Source organism: Pedobacter suwonensis (genome assembly GCF_007833675.1).
GTDB lineage: Bacteria > Bacteroidota > Bacteroidia > Sphingobacteriales > Sphingobacteriaceae > Pedobacter > Pedobacter suwonensis.
The window spans coordinates 2,309,844-2,326,748 of the sequence record NZ_CP031708.1 but is presented as its reverse complement, the minus strand read 5'-3'; the positions used below and the strand labels follow the sequence as shown (position 1 = coordinate 2,326,748).

General features: G+C 37.8%; 28 protein-coding genes. 26 read left to right on the top strand and 2 right to left on the bottom strand.

The window, feature by feature from the left end:
* The first annotated feature begins 40 nt into the window (after positions 1-40).
* Positions 41-286 (top strand): hypothetical protein, encoded by a 246-nt coding sequence (locus DV942_RS09415; protein WP_134204181.1) that lies wholly within the window; start codon positions 41-43, stop codon positions 284-286.
* A gap of 119 nt (positions 287-405) precedes the next feature.
* Positions 406-678 carry a hypothetical protein gene (locus tag DV942_RS09410; RefSeq protein WP_145857043.1) on the top strand — a complete coding sequence of 91 codons (273 nt, stop codon included), beginning with the start codon at positions 406-408 and terminating at the stop codon, positions 676-678.
* A gap of 368 nt (positions 679-1,046) precedes the next feature.
* Here DV942_RS09410 and DV942_RS09405 read toward each other — a convergent pair whose 3' ends face one another.
* Complete coding sequence (locus DV942_RS09405) at positions 1,047-1,409, bottom strand: hypothetical protein (RefSeq protein ID WP_145857042.1); 363 nt, start codon at positions 1,407-1,409, stop codon at positions 1,047-1,049.
* A 159-nt stretch (positions 1,410-1,568) separates the two neighbouring features.
* Here DV942_RS09405 and DV942_RS09400 point away from each other — a divergent pair, with 159 nt between their 5' ends.
* Positions 1,569-2,912, top strand: a complete 1,344-nt coding sequence (locus tag DV942_RS09400; protein WP_145857039.1) for a deoxyguanosinetriphosphate triphosphohydrolase — start codon at positions 1,569-1,571, stop codon at positions 2,910-2,912.
* Positions 2,913-3,052: 140 nt separating this feature from the next.
* On the opposite strand, the gene DV942_RS09395 is transcribed toward DV942_RS09400, so the two are convergent.
* On the bottom strand, positions 3,053-3,664 hold the full coding sequence (locus DV942_RS09395) for a hypothetical protein (protein WP_145857037.1): 612 nt from the start codon (positions 3,662-3,664) through the stop codon (positions 3,053-3,055).
* A 169-nt stretch (positions 3,665-3,833) separates the two neighbouring features.
* On the opposite strand from DV942_RS09395, the gene DV942_RS09390 reads away from it, so the two are divergent.
* The 23 genes from DV942_RS09390 to rpsE all read left to right on the top strand — a co-directional run bounded on the left by DV942_RS09390 (position 3,834) and on the right by rpsE (position 16,903).
* Entirely contained in the window at positions 3,834-5,090 is a 1,257-nt protein-coding gene (locus DV942_RS09390; protein WP_090984055.1) for a prephenate dehydrogenase, read from the top strand.
* A 54-nt stretch (positions 5,091-5,144) separates the two neighbouring features.
* Positions 5,145-5,492: a hypothetical protein gene (locus tag DV942_RS09385; RefSeq protein WP_145857034.1), complete on the top strand. Its 348-nt coding sequence runs from the start codon at positions 5,145-5,147 to the stop codon at positions 5,490-5,492.
* Positions 5,493-5,603: 111 nt separating this feature from the next.
* Positions 5,604-6,437 carry a sulfite exporter TauE/SafE family protein gene (locus DV942_RS09380; protein WP_145857029.1) on the top strand — a complete coding sequence of 278 codons (834 nt, stop codon included), beginning with the start codon at positions 5,604-5,606 and terminating at the stop codon, positions 6,435-6,437.
* Positions 6,437-6,832: a DUF1634 domain-containing protein gene (locus DV942_RS09375; protein WP_145857027.1), complete on the top strand. Its 396-nt coding sequence runs from the start codon at positions 6,437-6,439 to the stop codon at positions 6,830-6,832. The genes DV942_RS09380 and DV942_RS09375 overlap by 1 nt, the downstream gene beginning before the upstream one ends.
* Positions 6,833-6,897: 65 nt before the next feature.
* Entirely contained in the window at positions 6,898-8,160 is a 1,263-nt protein-coding gene (locus DV942_RS09370) for a tetratricopeptide repeat protein (protein WP_145857025.1), read from the top strand.
* Between the two features lie 279 nt (positions 8,161-8,439).
* A complete protein-coding gene (gene rplC / locus DV942_RS09365; protein WP_090984227.1) occupies positions 8,440-9,057 on the top strand; it encodes a 50S ribosomal protein L3 in 618 nt (205 codons plus the stop codon).
* 4 nt (positions 9,058-9,061) lie between these two features.
* Entirely contained in the window at positions 9,062-9,691 is a 630-nt protein-coding gene (gene rplD, locus DV942_RS09360; protein WP_090501096.1) for a 50S ribosomal protein L4, read from the top strand.
* A 1-nt stretch (position 9,692) separates the two neighbouring features.
* Positions 9,693-9,983, top strand: coding sequence for a 50S ribosomal protein L23 (gene rplW, locus DV942_RS09355; RefSeq protein WP_090501098.1), 291 nt, complete (start codon positions 9,693-9,695; stop codon positions 9,981-9,983).
* A gap of 20 nt (positions 9,984-10,003) precedes the next feature.
* On the top strand, positions 10,004-10,828 hold the full coding sequence (gene rplB / locus DV942_RS09350) for a 50S ribosomal protein L2 (protein ID WP_090984048.1): 825 nt from the start codon (positions 10,004-10,006) through the stop codon (positions 10,826-10,828).
* Positions 10,828-11,094 carry a 30S ribosomal protein S19 gene (rpsS, locus tag DV942_RS09345; protein WP_010599906.1) on the top strand — a complete coding sequence of 89 codons (267 nt, stop codon included), beginning with the start codon at positions 10,828-10,830 and terminating at the stop codon, positions 11,092-11,094. Before rplB ends, rpsS begins: the two co-directional genes overlap by 1 nt.
* A 7-nt stretch (positions 11,095-11,101) precedes the next feature.
* Complete coding sequence (rplV, locus tag DV942_RS09340; RefSeq protein ID WP_090984046.1) at positions 11,102-11,464, top strand: 50S ribosomal protein L22; 363 nt, start codon at positions 11,102-11,104, stop codon at positions 11,462-11,464.
* Positions 11,465-11,471: 7 nt separating this feature from the next.
* Entirely contained in the window at positions 11,472-12,317 is an 846-nt protein-coding gene (gene rpsC, locus DV942_RS09335; RefSeq protein ID WP_090501104.1) for a 30S ribosomal protein S3, read from the top strand.
* Between the two features lie 40 nt (positions 12,318-12,357).
* The gene (gene rplP / locus DV942_RS09330; RefSeq protein ID WP_010599903.1) at positions 12,358-12,780 is read left to right on the top strand and encodes a 50S ribosomal protein L16; all 423 of its coding nucleotides are present in this window, start codon (positions 12,358-12,360) and stop codon (positions 12,778-12,780) included.
* A 73-nt stretch (positions 12,781-12,853) separates the two neighbouring features.
* Complete coding sequence (gene rpmC / locus DV942_RS09325) at positions 12,854-13,066, top strand: 50S ribosomal protein L29 (RefSeq protein WP_090984044.1); 213 nt, start codon at positions 12,854-12,856, stop codon at positions 13,064-13,066.
* Positions 13,067-13,079: 13 nt separating this feature from the next.
* Positions 13,080-13,334, top strand: coding sequence for a 30S ribosomal protein S17 (gene rpsQ / locus DV942_RS09320; protein ID WP_010599901.1), 255 nt, complete (start codon positions 13,080-13,082; stop codon positions 13,332-13,334).
* 1 nt (position 13,335) lies between these two features.
* A complete protein-coding gene (rplN, locus tag DV942_RS09315) occupies positions 13,336-13,704 on the top strand; it encodes a 50S ribosomal protein L14 (RefSeq protein WP_090886529.1) in 369 nt (122 codons plus the stop codon).
* Position 13,705: 1 nt separating this feature from the next.
* Entirely contained in the window at positions 13,706-14,044 is a 339-nt protein-coding gene (gene rplX / locus DV942_RS09310) for a 50S ribosomal protein L24 (protein ID WP_090984042.1), read from the top strand.
* Entirely contained in the window at positions 14,041-14,607 is a 567-nt protein-coding gene (gene rplE / locus DV942_RS09305) for a 50S ribosomal protein L5 (protein ID WP_090984040.1), read from the top strand. The genes rplX and rplE overlap by 4 nt, the downstream gene beginning before the upstream one ends.
* Complete coding sequence (gene rpsN / locus DV942_RS09300) at positions 14,607-14,876, top strand: 30S ribosomal protein S14 (RefSeq protein ID WP_039475193.1); 270 nt, start codon at positions 14,607-14,609, stop codon at positions 14,874-14,876. The genes rplE and rpsN overlap by 1 nt, the downstream gene beginning before the upstream one ends.
* A gap of 156 nt (positions 14,877-15,032) precedes the next feature.
* Positions 15,033-15,431 (top strand): 30S ribosomal protein S8, encoded by a 399-nt coding sequence (rpsH, locus tag DV942_RS09295; protein WP_039475190.1) that lies wholly within the window; start codon positions 15,033-15,035, stop codon positions 15,429-15,431.
* A 19-nt stretch (positions 15,432-15,450) separates the two neighbouring features.
* The gene (gene rplF / locus DV942_RS09290) at positions 15,451-16,008 is read left to right on the top strand and encodes a 50S ribosomal protein L6 (protein WP_145857023.1); all 558 of its coding nucleotides are present in this window, start codon (positions 15,451-15,453) and stop codon (positions 16,006-16,008) included.
* 5 nt (positions 16,009-16,013) lie between these two features.
* Complete coding sequence (gene rplR / locus DV942_RS09285) at positions 16,014-16,367, top strand: 50S ribosomal protein L18 (RefSeq protein WP_090501109.1); 354 nt, start codon at positions 16,014-16,016, stop codon at positions 16,365-16,367.
* Between the two features lie 17 nt (positions 16,368-16,384).
* Positions 16,385-16,903 carry a 30S ribosomal protein S5 gene (rpsE, locus tag DV942_RS09280; RefSeq protein ID WP_010599893.1) on the top strand — a complete coding sequence of 173 codons (519 nt, stop codon included), beginning with the start codon at positions 16,385-16,387 and terminating at the stop codon, positions 16,901-16,903.
* Positions 16,904-16,905 lie beyond the last annotated feature (2 nt).

The window sequence follows — 16,905 nt, the reverse complement described above, 5'->3', positions numbered from 1 at the left end:
AGTTTCAAAAACAAAACCTGAGCCGACTGGTTATATTGATATGATAAGTAATGATAAAGAACAAAAGGCAGCATCTGTTGAAGGGCAGGATTTTGCTGATCCTAAAGAAGAAGGGAAAGATAAACCTTCCTCACATGGCGAAGTAGCTAATCAACAAGGCAGTGATTTCTCTGACCTGGAAGAAAGCAGGATGGAAAATCCACCACAACATCGTGATGAGAATGGTTCAACTAAAGATGACGTGGATAGTAGCACAAAGATAGACCAAAGTAAAGGCGTAAATTAATTGGTCAGTTAACAAGATAGCATCTGGCGAAACGTCTGATCATACATAATTACTTCGAGGTTAAACTTTTTTCTTTAATCTGTTGTTCTTATAGGGAGTATCTACCAAAATAAATCACCATGGAAAATAATGATAATAAAAATAGCGATTCTAACGAAGACATTAATCGTGATGATCAGATAGATTGGGATAACGGAGAAGCTACGTACGGACATAAGAGAGCTGATTTTAAACGTAAGGATGAACCGGAGGCTTCCCGTTTGCCATCAACTGTAAATGATAATTCCCAAAATATTAATGAAAGTTTGAATAATTCAAATTTAAGCCAGGGTGAAGATATAGGAAGCAGGAATAAGAATGATGATAAGGGGTTGAGAGGTGAGGACTTATGATTTATTATAAAGAGATTATCCCCACAGAATAATCCCTTTATAATGCTTATGCATTTTCCGGTAGATGCAAATTATTTAGGATTCGACAACTGTAATACGCTAATTAAGCAGCGAATGCCCTTAAATATTTAGTCAATGATTTTGTTTAATTTTTGTCGCGAATCCTACAACAATGCAAATCTCGAAAACTAAAAATCAATTCACAAAAATTATGGTTTTAATACATTGATATATGTCAATTTTTTGCTCAGTTGTGCTTTGAATAACGTATTCGTTGATATGATCGTGTGCCGTTACAGGTTTGGCCTATAATTGTTATTTATATCATAAAGGCGCATTTTGTGGAGATTGGCAAACCTAATATTTCCTTAGATACCCGTATTTAATGCACGGTTTTCATCTTTTTCATTAATATCAGCATTCGATTTAAAATCTTCAGAAGAACTTCCGGTATGACTTTCTGCACTTTTTAACGTAGGATTTTTATCCGTGCTGTTGAATGTATCGTCACTAAGTGAATCTTTACCCTGTGTGCCAGAGTTATCTCTGCCGTCTTTTGCTAAAGGATTTCCTTTAATCAACTCGTCGGGTTCCTTTCCATAACTGGTTACTACATCAGTATTATTACCATCTTCAAAAGCTTTTTGCACATCTGATTTTTCTGATCCCTCATCACCTGATCCTACATAGCCCTCAATATGTTCTTTTTTGTTATATATGCTTGTTTTCATGTTGTATCGTTTTATCAATAAACAGGTAGGAATTCAAATAGTTTGAATCAGGATAAATCAAGAACAGTAAGTTTGTTGATAAATTTTACCTCAAGCTTTATGCTTTACCATTTTCTCGTTTTGTTTAACTTGCGCCAAATTTAAAGGCCAACGGGATAAATGGAGTGGAAATATTTACTTTCGAATAAAAGATACGGACAAGAGCAATATGGTGCCAGCACAGATCGGGCACGTTCAGATTTTCAGCGTGACTACGACCGGTTGATTTTTTCGTCTCCATTTAGAAGGCTTCAGAATAAAACTCAGGTTTTTCCATTGCCGGGAAGTGTTTTTGTGCACAATCGTTTAACACATAGTTTAGAAGTGGCAAGTGTAGCCCGTTCCATGGCCAATATATTCTTAAAAAGTGTAGAAGAACACCAGTCACAACTTATTAAAGAAGTTCCTTTAATTAATGAGGTTGGCAATATTGTTGCCGCCGCCGCGTTGGCACATGATTTGGGCAACCCGGCATTTGGACATTCGGGCGAAGCAGCTATTTCGCGTTATTTTACCGATGGCGATGGTAAAGTTTACCAGAAAGAAATGAGCGAATCGCAATGGCACGATTTAATTAATTTCGAAGGAAATGCCAATGCCATTCGTATACTCACCCATCCACTAAAGGGAAAGGGAAATGATGCTTATGCGCTCACCTATTCTACTTTGGCTTCTATAGCCAAATATCCGTGTGCTTCCATTGCAGGTAAACAGAAAGGCTTGCTGCACCGCAAAAAATACGGTTTCTTCCAATCAGAAGAGGAAAGTTTTAGAAAGATTGCTGCCGAACTTCACCTGGCACAAGAAGATAATGAGTACCTTATCTACAAACGCCATCCTTTGGTTTACCTGGTAGAAGCTGCAGATGATATCTGTTACAGCATTATCGATCTGGAAGATGCGCACCGCCTTAAGATACTTTCTTACGAAGAGGTGAAGGCTTACCTACTGCCTTTTGCCAATTCAACAACAATTGAAGAACGCTTAAAAAACGATTATGAAGATGATGATGCGAAAATTGGTCTGCTTCGCGCTAAAGCCATTAATACTTTAACAAACCAATGCGCGGCCATATTTTTTAGAGAGCAGGAAAAACTATTAAAGGGTGAGCTTAACCATAGCTTAACCGATTTACTTCCTGAGCCGTATATCTCTGCCTGGAAAGCTGTTGAAAAGATTTCTGTGGAGCGTATATACAATTTCTCATCTGTTATACAGAAAGAGGTGGCAGGTTATAAAATTATGGCTGGTTTATTAGAAGAGTTTGTTCCTGCGCTTATTCATAACAATACACATTATTATAAAAAACTGGTTAAACTCATTCCAAAGCAGTATCACACCGATCTGACCGATATTTATTCTATAATACAGAGTGTGCTGGACTTTGTTTCTGGCATGACAGACTTGTATGCGGTAGATTTATACAGGAATATCAAGGGTATATCTTTTCCTTCAGAAACCTAAAGCTTTTAGGTAAAAATAAACCGTTTAAAATTTGCCGGTTGAAATATCTGTGGTGTCAGATGTTACCATCTGACACTAATTTAAATCTTCTTAGTATGGTTCCGAAAATAAAAAAATCCGGATTGATTTGTGGCTAGCGTTTATCTTCCCCTGCCTTCATCCCATTTATTACGCTCATCCTGCAATTCGCGCGCAAGTTTCATTTCTTTATCTTTTGCCTTTACCTTATGTGCCTGAAATTCATCGGCCACTTCCCGGTAAAGTTCAGTCCTGTATTTAGCCTCATGCCTTAATTTGCCAGATTGGAAAATAACAAAAGCCAAACCAATGCCCAGCACAATAATAATCGTCCAAACGATGGTATTATAAGTGCCCTTATTAAAGGAAATTCCTAAAAATTTAATTTCGTTAACAGATGCATTGGCAGTAGCAAGCGAACTTTCTTTTCCGGTAACCTCTCCTTTTAAACTCGAAATATTGTCGGCTTGTGACTTAATTTCCTGCCTGGCTTCCTGCAATTGTTTGCGTTCCTTTTTTAATGTGTCGTTAACGCTTTTCCATAAAGCGGATAATCGGCTTGGATTGATCAGTCTGGCACCATACAAACTTTTAGATTTTTTCAGCATAAACTGATACTGACCGTTTAAAGATGGATCAGTGTTTTTAGTGGTATCAGGAGCGGTTTGGGCAAATGCAACGTTTAAAAATAGCATCGCGCTTAAAAATAATAAAGTTAGTTTAATTTTCTGCATAGTTTAAATATAGGTATTAGTGCGTAAAACTGCATTTTATCTAATTTGTGTTTAATAAAATTGTTTCGGGTTTTGGCAAATCGATAAAATTATTTTGGTTTAACATTCTAAATAACAATTTTATTTAAGTTTTATTATAAAATTGTTTACGATAGGTTAAATTTGTTTCATGCAAATAGGAATTATTGGGATGGGCGATATGGGCAAATTGTACGCTTTGTCGTTTGTAAATGCAGGTTATAAGGTATGTGGGGCAGATATGCCTTTACGTTTTACGGAGTTAAAAAATGAGCTTGAATCTAAAGGAGTAGAGGTTTTAACTGATGGCCATGAAGTGGCGCGTAAATCTGATTTTATTATTTACTGCGTTGAAGCCGAGAAAATTGATGAAGTGGTGGCTACGTTTGCACGCTCAACCAAATATGGAGCAATTGTTTCAGGCCAAACCTCGGTAAAACATCCTGAAATTGCTGCTTTTGAAAAACACCTTCCGATAGATACCCAGATTGTAACCTGCCATTCTTTGCATGGTCCGGCTTTTAGTCCTGAAGGGCAAACGCTTGTAGTGGTTCGTCACCGGGCTACCGACGAGGTTTATGCACAGGCATTGGAAGTTTACCAATCTTTAAAATCGAACATTATCGAAATGGACGATTACCGCGAGCACGACCGCATTGTGGCCGATACGCAAGCGGTTACGCACATGGGTTTTGAGAGCATGGGTTCTGCCTGGAAAAATGCCGGTTTTTTCCCCTGGGATAATCCTGCTTATGCAGGTGGAATCGATAATGTAAAGATTTTGACCACGCTAAGGATTTTTAGTTATAAATCACACATCTACGCAGGTCTGGCTATCCTAAATCCCTATGCGCAAAAACAGGTTAAATATTATGCCCAGGCAGAGTCTGAACTGTTTAAGCTGATGATCTGTGAAAATGAAACGGAATTCAGGGAGAAAATTTACGCGGCCCGCGATTTCGTTTTTCATGAGAGCCGCTCACTTTTATTGCTGGATGATAACATCATGAAAGAGTTTAGCCTATCTGATGCGGACCATAAACAGAAACCCAATTCGCACCTTAGTTTATTGAGTATGGTATACGCCTGGTATAAAATGGGGGTAAATCCTTACGATAACCTGATCTGCCAAACACCTCCCTTTAAATTGAGGCTGGGTATTGCCGAATACCTTTTTAAAAACGAAGTCATGTTGGAAGAGTCGATCAACACGGCATTATATGATAAATCAATCCGTGGGGATGATCTGGAATTCCATACTGCGGTGCATGAATGGGCATCCATTATCGGTTATGGAGATTTAAAGGGGTATAAAGAACATTTTGAAGCAGCCAAATCATTTTTTGCCAACCGGCTGAATGATGGCAGGGATTTAAGTGCGGAAATGATTAAAAGGCTTGGGAAATGATGTAAGATGTGTAATGTAAAATGGATGATGGTTTAAAGTTTATGAGCAAAACAGATGAGTGATAAGCTTAAAGCAGCCACAACGCTCGCTGTTATAGCAATCCTGGTACTTTTAGGTTTATTGATGATAAACAGATCTTCAAAGAAAGATCATCAAGAGCGTATTAATTTTGTTAAGGGCGGATATGATTATGGAAAGGGATTGATTGTAAGGATTAAACATTATAAAGGGCATTCCATTAAAGTAAAATATCAGGTAAATCATGTTGATTATTCATTTGATGGAAGCTGGGATATAAATCCGAAGGGTTTACAGGTAGGCGATTACATAAAAATCAAATATGCTGTTACTAAACCTCAATTTATTTTAACAGAACTCGAAAGTGCATATGATGAGCTGTGATGTATATCCATTTTTCCCTCATCCATTTTACCTATTCCATATAACATATAGACTTTATTTTATTCCCTAAAACCTTCGTTTCGCCAAAACAAGTGTTTTATATTTGCCTGCATGTCGGTATTGCTGTTTACCATTATCGTTTTATTAGGCGCTTTTTTAGCTGGATTATTGGGCTCGTTAACTGGTTTAGGTGGAGGAGTAATTATTATTCCGTTGCTTACACTGGCTTTAGGTGTTGATATCCATTATGCTATTGGTGCATCCATTGTTTCAGTTATCGCTACTTCTTCAGGTTCGGCTGCTGCTTATGTAAAAGAGGGCATCACGAATATCCGTATCGGGATGTTTTTAGAAATTGCCACCACCATAGGTGCCATTTGCGGTGCAATTGTAGCCGTTTACCTCAATGCAAATTATATTGCTATCCTATTTGGTTGTATTTTAATCTTTTCGGCAATTATGACTTTAAAGAAAAAAGTAGATCATACTATTTCGGAAAATACAGATAAATGGGCCAGGTTTTTTAAACTCAACGGCTCATACCCTGATAAAGGTATAAACCAGCCATACGCAGTGAAAAATGTACCGGGAGGTTTTTTAATGATGCTTTTTGCCGGAACCTTATCTGGTTTGCTGGGTATTGGGAGCGGAGCCTTAAAGGTAATTGCAATGGATAATATTATGCGTTTGCCCTTTAAGGTATCAACAACAACCAGTAATTTTATGATGGGTGTTACAGCAGCAGCCAGTGCTGTAGTTTATCTGCACCGTGGCCAGATTGATCCTGGTATTGCCATGCCCGTTTGCATTGGTGTTTTAACAGGGGCAACCGTGGGTTCGAAAGTATTGGTAAAGGCCAAAACCGATAAACTTAAAATTGTGTTTGCCATTGTAGTTGCTTTTTTGGCATTGCAGATGATTTATAAAGGAATAAGTGGGTTATAATGGATACAGGAAAAAAAGAAAATCTGAACGATAAGGATATTCAGTTAATTCTTGGAACACTTTTACGTGCAGGCGTAATCATTTCGATGTCAATTGTATTAATCGGCGGTGCTATTTTCCTCATCCACAACAAAGGAGCCATTACCAATTATAAAGTTTTTACGCCAGAACTCAGCAAGTTTTCTTCCATTACAGGCATATTTAGGGGAGTAGCCAGTTGCCAGGGCGATGCTATTGTACAGTTTGGCATACTGATGCTTATTTTTACGCCAATTGCACGAATCGTATTCGCAATTTTTAGCTTTTTGATTGAGCGAGATTACTTATATGTGCTGATAGGATTTATTATTTTGGCTATTATAACCATTAGCCTAAACGGCGGGATAGCACATTAATTTTTCAGATATTAAAAGTAAACAACTAAAATTGTTTTTTAAAGTCTTATAAAGACCACAATCCAATGGCTAAATCAGGTAAAACTGTTCAATTATTCCAAAAACCAGAAAATTTTATTAAAACCCGGGCTAGGGGATTGCAACTAGGTAGTTGCTTCATTAGTCGCGATTGGATTGGGGCGGGTATGGCTAATATATTGGTGAGTCGGAAGCATACTAATGGGAATGTTACCCTCGGTTTTTACCTTGTGGATTTGAAATGCTTGGGGATTAAGGATGCCTTTTTTAAGTTTAGTGTGTCTGAAGATGAAATGTTCGACCTGGTAGATTATATTAACGGGGAAGAAATTGAATACGATCATGCGCATAACATCATTTACGGTGCAGAAGCTTTTGCTAATGATTGTGGCTTTAAACCGCATAAAGATTGGTCGGTTGCCCAATATATATTGGAAGAAGATGATGATCACATCCCGTTAATTGATATCGAATTTGGAGAAGCGGGTGTGCCTGCATATTACATTGGACCAAATGATAATCCTGCTAAAATAAAGCAGATCTTGGCTACTCTGGATAAAAATGTTGGAGCGGGTAATTACCTATTTTATGAAAATGATGAGTTTGAAGAGGGAGAATTAAATGGATTTGGCAATGAGGATATATCTGATTTTAAGCAGATATATTTTGATTTGATAAATGACTATTACAACGATGTAAGGTTTAATAACGCAACTAATTTAGACAATGACCTGATTGTTGAAGTTCTTAATAATATGGTTGACACCACTTTTTACAGCGCTAATGAGGATTTGGATAATGAAATAGTAGAATGTATAGATTTAAATCAACATATATTTGAAGAACAAAGTAATGAGAGTTTAAGCCAGATACAAAAGCTTTTGGTTAAGAACCCAGATAATCCTTATTTTTATATTGAATTGTTTCTGCAATATAAGCTGGCTAATCTCAACTATAAGGCCAATGAAATAGCTCAAAAAGGATTAACCCTTTTCCCCGATTTTTTATACCTCAGAATTTTTGTTGCGCATGCAGCTATCATCGATCAGGAGCTAGAAAAAGGATTTGAGCTATTAAATAGCCAGTATTATCTAAATCAGGCTTTCCCACAACGCACCTCTTTTTCGGAGGGAGAGTTTATGTTTTTTTACGCTGCATTATGTCAGTACTTTTTAGGAAAAGATAATCTTGAAGATGCAATTGTTTGTAGTGCAGTATTAGTAAATAACATATATAAGTACGAATGTAATGAAAATGCGGTACTTAGCGTAATGGAGGCTGTTAAAAATAGAATAGAAGGGCGTAATTAAAGACGACTCTTTTCAATTATTAAATGCTGTTTCTTAGTGTATTAAGAAATTAATAGGTTAAATATCAAGTAAGTAGATAGGTATTTTAAGTCTTTATATGACTTTACTAAGCCTTTTAAGGCTAAATCCCATCATATCAGCAATTTATTTGAAAAAATATTTAGCTAACTATTTGAAAATTAATAATTCTTGCCTATCTTTGCCGTCCCTTTCGGGGGATGTACAACCACCTTGAACGAAGCCCTACTGCTTCGATGGGTGTTAAAAAGAAAAGATAAAATGTCAGGAATTATTGGAAAAAAAGTAGGAATGACCAGTATTTTCGATGCAGAAGGAAGAAACATTCCTTGTACTGTAATCGAAGCTGGGCCTTGTGTAGTTACACAAGTAAAGACCGAAGAAAAAGACGGGTATTCTGCTGTTCAGCTAGGGTACGATGAGAAAAAAGAGAAAAACACATCTCAGCCGTTAAAAGGCCATTTCGCGAAAGCAAACACAACTCCAAAACGCAAGCTGGTAGAATTCAACTCATTTACAACTGAACTTAATTTAGGTGATGTGGTAACTGTAGATGCATTTGCAGAAGGCGATTTTGTTGATGTTGTAGGTACCTCAAAAGGTAAAGGTTTTCAGGGTGTTGTAAAACGCCACGGATTTGCCGGTGTTGGTATGCAGACTCACGGTCAGCATAACCGTTTACGTGCCCCGGGTTCATTGGGAGCATCATCATTTCCTTCACGTGTATTCAAAGGAATGCGCATGGCAGGAAGAACAGGTGGAGACAGGGTGAAAATTCAAAACTTACAGGTTTTGAAAGTTTATGCTGAGCAAAACTTATTAGTAGTTAGTGGTTCCATTCCAGGAGCTAAAGGTTCTTACGTAATCTTAGACAAATAATCAGATGGAAGTTAAAGTATTAAACATTTCAGGTAAAGAAACAGGTGCCAAGGTGCAACTTCCTGAATCGGTATTTGGTATCGAGCCTAACGACCACGCGATTTATTTAGATGTTAAGCAGTATTTGGCTAACCAACGTCAAGGTACTCACAAATCTAAACAACGTAACGAGATTGCTGGTTCAACCCGTAAACTATACAAACAAAAAGGTACAGGTGGTGCCCGTGCCGGTAGCATTAAATCTCCGTTATTTAACGGTGGTGGTCGTGTTTTCGGTCCTCAGCCGCGTGATTACAGTTTTAAATTGAACAAGAAATTAAAATCATTAGCACGTAAATCGGCTTTAGCTTATAAAGCAAAAGACAACAACGTGGTAGTTTTAGAAGATTTCAACTTCGATACGATTAAAACTAAAAACTACACAAGTTTATTAGCTGCTTTAAAAGTGGATGATCAAAAAACTTTGTTGGTTTTACCTGCACAAAATAATAATATCTATTTATCAAGCAGAAACGTTCAGAAAACAAAAGTAATCTCTGCAGCAGATTTAAACACTTATGATGTGTTGAACGCTGGTGTACTTGTGTTAACTGCTGATTCTGTTAAAACTTTGGAGGAGGCGTTTGCCAAGTAATATGGAAATTTTAAAAAAACCAATATTAACCGAAAAAGCTTCAGCTTTATCTGAGAAATCTAACCGTTTCACGTTCAGTGTTAACCACAAGGCTAACAAAATCCAAATCAAAGCTGCTATTGAGAAATTGTACGGTGTAACCATCGTTGCAGTTAACACAATGGTTGTTGATGGAAAAGCTAAATCTCGTTACACTAAAGCAGGTTTTGTATCAGGCCGTAGCCCGAAATACAAAAAAGCAATCGTAACGTTAAAAGACGGCGAAACAATAGATTATTACGCAACCCTTTAATTTAATCATTCATTATAACTATGGGCTTAAGAAAATTTAAACCAGTTACTCCAGGTACCCGCTTCAGAGTTGGTGCTAGTTTTACGGAGATTACAGCAACCAAGCCCGAAAAATCATTGGTTGTATCATCAAAAAAGTCTGGTGGACGTAACAATACAGGTAAAATGACTATGCGCTACATGGGTGGTGGTCATAAAAAATCGTATCGTTTAATCGACTTCAAACGCGATAAATTCGATATTCCTGCAACGGTAGCTACTGTTGAATACGATCCAAACCGTACTGCCCGCATCGCATTATTACATTATGCAGATGGCGAGAAGCGTTATATCATTGCTCCTGAAGGATTGCAAGTTGGTTCGGTATTATTATCGGGCGATAAAGCAGCACCAGAAGTAGGTAACACTTTAAAATTATCGAACATTCCATTAGGTTCTATCATCCACAACGTGGAGATCCACCCTGGAAAAGGAGCACAATTGGCTCGTAGTGCAGGTGCTTATGCGCAATTAGCTGCCCGCGATGGTAAATATGCTACTTTAAAAATGCCTTCAGGCGAAACCCGTTTAATTTTGACTACTTGTCTGGCTACTATCGGTGCAGTATCTAACTCAGATCACGCAAACGAAGTATTGGGTAAAGCAGGTCGTAAACGTTGGTTGGGCCGTCGTCCGAGAACCAGACCGGTAGCGATGAACCCGGTAGATCACCCAATGGGTGGTGGTGAAGGTAGATCATCAGGTGGTCACCCACGTTCAAGAAAAGGTGTTTTAGCTAAAGGCTACAAAACCAGAGAACTTAAAAAATATTCTAATCGTTACATCATAGAGAGAAGGAAGAAATAATGGCTCGTTCGATAAAAAAAGGACCTTATATTGACCATAACGTAGAGAAAAAAGTAAACTCTATGAATGATTCAGGCAAAAAGTCTGTAATCAAAACTTGGTCTCGCAGATCAATGATATCACCAGACTTCGTGAATCATACATTTGCTGTACACAATGGAAATAAATTCATCCCTGTGTACGTTACAGAAAACATGGTTGGTCACAAGTTGGGAGAATTTGCTCCAACCAGAACATTCAGAGGACACGCTGAAAAGAAAAAATAATTAGACAATGGAAGCAGTAGCAAAATTAAACAATTGTCCAACCTCACCGCGTAAGATGCGTTTGGTTGTAGATCTTATCAGAGGTGAACGTGTAGAAAAAGCATTAAGCATTTTAAAGTTTACCAATAAAGAAGCAGCAATAAAAGTTGAGAAATTATTATTATCTGCTATCAAAAACTGGGAAACTAAAAATGAAGGTGCCCGCCCTGAAGAAAACCAACTTTTTGTTAAAACAGTAATGGTTGATGGTGGCCGTCAGTTAAAACGCTTACGTCCAGCTCCTCAAGGCCGTGGATATAGAATTCGTAAACGTTCTAACCACGTAACGCTGATTGTAGATAGTAAAAACACAGAAACAACTCAAAACTAATTAGGAAATGGGACAAAAAGCAAATCCAATAGGTGCCAGGTTAGGAATTATCAAAGGATGGGATTCTAACTGGTTCGGTGGCAACAACTACTCCGATAAATTAGTTGAAGATGAGAAAATAAGAAAATATCTTTCTGCCCGTATCGCTAAAGGCGGTGTTGCAAAAGTAGTAATCGAGCGTACGTTAAAACGTATCACGGTAACTATCCACACAGCTCGTCCAGGTATCGTAATCGGTAAAGCAGGTGCTGAGGTTGATAAAATCAAAGAAGAGTTAAAGAAATTGACTAAAAAGGAAATTCAAATTAACATCTTTGAAATTAAACGACCGGAACTTGATGCACAATTAGTTGCAGAAGGTGTTGCAAAACAATTAGAAGCAAGGATCTCATTCCGTAGAGCAATGAAATCTTCTATCGCATCAACCATGCGTATGGGTGCTGAAGGTATCAAAATAATGACTTCTGGTCGTTTAGGTGGTGCTGAGATGGCACGTACTGAGCAGTACAAAGAAGGAAGAGTGCCTTTGCATACATTCCGTGCTGATATCGACTACGCTTTAGCTGAAGCCTTAACTACTTATGGTAAAATAGGTGTTAAAGTTTGGATCTGTAAAGGTGAGGTTTATGGAAAACGTGATTTGTCTCCAAACATTGGTGCAACAAACAACGGTCCAAAAGGCGCTTCGGATAAACCAGCTTTCGGTGGAAGAGATAACCGTGGTGGTGGAAGAGATAACCGTGGCGGTGGTAACGACAGACGTGGTGGAAACCAAGGCGGTGGTCGTGGTCCAGGCCAGGGTGGTGCAAACAGAGGTGGTGGCGCAGGCGCTAACAGAGGTCCTCGTAAATAATTGATTTATTAACATCGTTTAACGATTAGAACAAAATAAAATGTTACAGCCAAAAAGAACGAAGTTCAGGAAGATGCAAAAAGGCAGAATGAAAGGTTTAGCTTCACGTGGAGCTGAATTAGCATTCGGATCTTTCGGTATCAAATCTTTAGAAGCTACTTGGATCACAAGTCGCCAGATAGAGGCTGCCCGTATCGCCGTAACCCGTTTCATGAAACGTGAAGGCCAAGTATGGATCAGAATTTTCCCGGACAAACCGGTAACTAAAAAACCTGCTGAGGTACGTATGGGTAAAGGTAAAGGTGCTCCTGAGTATTGGGTAGCAGTTGTAAGACCTGGACGTGTAATTTTCGAAGCTGAAGGTGTGCCTTTGGAAGTTGCTAAAGAAGCATTGCGTTTAGCCGCTCAGAAATTACCGATCCAAACCAAATTCGTAGTACGTAGAGATTACGTAGAAGCATAGTAAAGTGTTGAGATGAATGTTGTAAATACTTGTTTATTATAACCGCTACACTCAACGTAAAAGAAAAAGAAAAATGAAAAATTCAGAAATCACAGGGCTTTCAAAAGAAGAATTAGTAGCTAAGATTGCGGAAGAAAAAGAGAACTTATCAAAATTAAAGTTCGCTCACACTATTTCAGCTATCGAAAATCCTTCGCGTATTGCAAAAGTAAGGAAAGACATAGCCCGTTTAAACACTCAGTTGACTAAAGTGAAAAACACGGAGTCAGCTACTGAAACTAAATAATTTGAGAGTCGACATGGAAAGACAATTAAGAAAAACAAGAACCGGGTTAGTGGTAAGCAACAAGATGGATAAATCTGTTGTAGTGAGCGTGGAGCGTAAAGTAAAACACCCGATTTATGGTAAGTTCGTAAAGAAAACTACCAAATTTATGGCTCACGACGAGAAAAATGAGTGCGGTATCGGTGATACTGTATTAATTATGGAAACTCGTCCTTTGAGTAAAAACAAGAACTGGAGATTGGTACAAATTTTAGAAAGAGCTAAATAAGATGGTACAACAGGAATCGAGATTAAACGTTGCTGATAACAGCGGCGCAAAAGAAGTATTGGTAATTCGTGTGTTAGGTGGAACCGGCAAACGATATGCTTCAATTGGTGATAAGGTAGTTGTTACCGTTAAAAGCGCATTACCATCAGGTAATGTTAAAAAAGGTACAGTTTCAAAAGCAGTTGTTGTAAGAACTAAAAAAGAAATCCGTCGTAAAGATGGTTCTTATATCCGTTTTGACGATAATGCTGCTGTATTATTGAACGCACAGGATGAGCCAAGAGGTACACGTATCTTTGGCCCGGTTGCGAGAGAACTACGTGAAAAACAATTCATGAAAATCGTATCATTAGCACCGGAGGTATTATAAAATGGGAAACAAAGTAAATACACCAAAACTTAAAATCCGTACAGGAGATTTAGTTAAAGTAATTGCTGGCGATTCAAAAGGTCAACAAGGAAAAGTACTTTCAGTACAAAAAGATAAAAACAGAGCCATTGTAGAAGGCATCAATTTAGTATCTAAACATACTAAGCCAAATGCTGCAAATCCGAACGGTGGTATTATTAAAAAAGAAGCTGCTCTTCACGTTTCTAACCTGATGTTGGTTGATCCAAAATCTGGTAAAGCTACCCGCGTTGGCCGTAAAGTAAACGCAGATGGTAAAATCGTTAGAGTTGCTAAAATTTCAGGGGAGGAAATTAAATAATGGCTACACCTAGATTAAAAAGCAAATACAAAGAAGAAGTTGTAAATGCATTAAAAGAAAAATTTCAGTATAAAACTGTAATGCAGGTTCCTAAATTGGAAAAAATCTGCATCAATCAGGGTGTAGGTCGTTTTTCTGTTACTGATAAAAAGATTATGGATACTACAATCGTAGAATTGACTACCATTACTGGTCAGCAGGCGGTTGCAGCACAATCTAAAAAAGATATCTCTAACTTTAAATTACGTAAAGGTATGCCGGTAGGTGTGCGTGTAACATTACGTGATAACAACATGTATGAGTTCTTGGATCGTTTGATTTCAGTAGCTTTACCACGTATCCGTGATTTCAAAGGTATTAACGATAAAGGTTTTGATGGAAAAGGTAACTACACATTAGGTGTTACTGAGCAAATCATCTTCCCAGAGATTAATATAGATAAAATCAATAAAATTTTAGGGATGGATATAACTTTCGTAACTTCGGCAAAATCTGACGTTGAAGCACTTGAGTTATTGAAACAATTCGGATTACCATTTAAAAATCAAAAAACAGCAGAATAATGGCAAAAGAAGGTGTAAAAGCACGCGAAGTTAAGCGCCAAAAATTGGTAGCTAGATACGCTGAAAAACGTGCAGCATTAAAAGCTGCGGGAGATTTCGAGGGTTTAGATAAATTACCTAAAAACTCATCTCCGGTACGTTTACACAACCGTTGTAAATTAACTGGTCGTCCTCGTGGATATATGCGTACCTTTGGCATTTCAAGGGTAACATTCCGCGAAATGGCACTAGACGGTAAAATACCAGGTGTTAAAAAAGCATCTTGGTAATATAAGTAGCTAGTACTGAGTGTCAAGTATCGAGATCATTTGGTTTCTTGATACTTGATACTTATGTCTATTTACCAGAAAAAGAATTTTAACCGATAGCAGGTCCCACTCCGATGTGAAATCGGGAAAGGAAACCACTATCAAAAACAATAAATAATGAATACAGATCCAATAGCAGATTATTTAACAAGAGTAAGGAATGCCATTAAGGCCAACCACAGAGTTGTAGAAATTCCTGCATCAAACCTTAAAAAGGAAATCACTAAAGTACTTTTTGATAAAGGTTACATCGCGAACTATAAGTTTGAAGATACTACAGTTCAAGGCACTATTAAAATTGCTTTGAAATACAATCCGATTACTAAAGTTCCTGCTATTCGTACATTAGTGCGAGTAAGTAAACCAGGTTTGAGACAGTATGCAGGCGTTGAAAATATGCCAAGAGTATTAAACGGTTTAGGTATCGCAATCTTATCTACTTCTAAAGGTGTAATGACCGATAAAGAAGCAGCCAAATTAAACATTGGTGGTGAGGTATTGTGTCACGTTTATTAATATTTAGGAGAACTACACAATGTCAAGAATAGGAAAAGCCCCAATTACAATCCCTTCAGGTGTAACCATTACCGTATCTAACGATAACGTGGTAACTGTAAAAGGCCCTAAAGGTGAATTATCACAAACAGTTGATAAAGATATCACTGTAAGTCAGGAAGATGGAATTTTAACAGTTCAACGTCCATCAGATCAAAAGAAACACAAAGCATTACACGGTTTATACCGCTCTTTGCTTAACAACATGGTTGTTGGTGTTACAGAAGGTTATACATTAACTCAAGAGTTGGTAGGTGTTGGTTACCGTGCTACAAATCAAGGCAACACATTAGACCTTGTTTTGGGTTATTCTCACCACTATGTATTCCAGTTGCCAGCAGAGATTAAAGTAACTACACAATCAGAAAAAGGTCAGACTCCTAAAATTATTTTAGAGAGTATTGACAAACAATTGATTGGCCAGGTAGCAGCGAAAATCCGTTCGTTACGTGCACCGGAACCATATAAAGGTAAAGGTATCAAGTTTGTAGGTGAAGTGTTAAGAAGAAAAGCAGGTAAATCAGCATCTAAAAAATAGTAATCATGGCAGGTAAAAAATTATCAAGAAGAGATCGTATTAAAAAAGGGATCAGAAAAAGACTTACCGGTTCGGAAGAACGTCCAAGGTTATCTGTATATAGAAGCAATAAAGGGATTTATGCGCAGGTAATTAACGATGTAACCGGTACAACAATAGCGTCAGCATCATCATTATCGAAAGATTTTACTGGTACTGGAAACAAAAGCGATCAGTCAGTTGCAGTAGGCAAGTTAGTAGCCGAAAAAGCAATTGCTGCAGGTGTTAAAGAAGTTGTTTTCGATAGAAATGGCTATTTATACCACGGTCGCGTAAAATCGTTGGCAGAGGGTGCCCGCGAAGCTGGTTTAGTATTTTAATCTGAAGAAAAAGTAAGATGTCAACTATTAATATAAAAAGAGTAAAAACCACCGATATCGAATTAAAGGATCGTTTGGTTAGTATACAACGTGTTGCCAAAGTAACCAAAGGTGGCCGTACTTTCAGCTTCTCAGCAATTGTTGTTGTAGGCGATGAGAACGGTGTTGTTGGTTTCGGTTTAGGTAAAGCGAAAGAGGTAACTGAAGCAATTGCTAAAGGTGTGGATGATGCCAAAAAGAATCTGGTAAAAGTTCCGATTTTAAACGGTACTGTTCCTCATGAGCAAATTGGTAAATTCTCAGGTGGTTTTGTTTTAATCAAACCAGCTGCGGTAGGTACAGGAGTAATTGCCGGTGGTGCGATGCGTGCTGTATTAGAGAGTGCCGGTGTACATAACGTATTGGCAAAATCTAAAGGTTCATCTAACCCACACAACGTGGTAAAAGCAACTGTTGATGCATTAACTAAAATGCGTGATGCTTATACAGTAGCTCAAACCCGTGGTATTGATTTAAACAAAGTATTTAACGGATAATA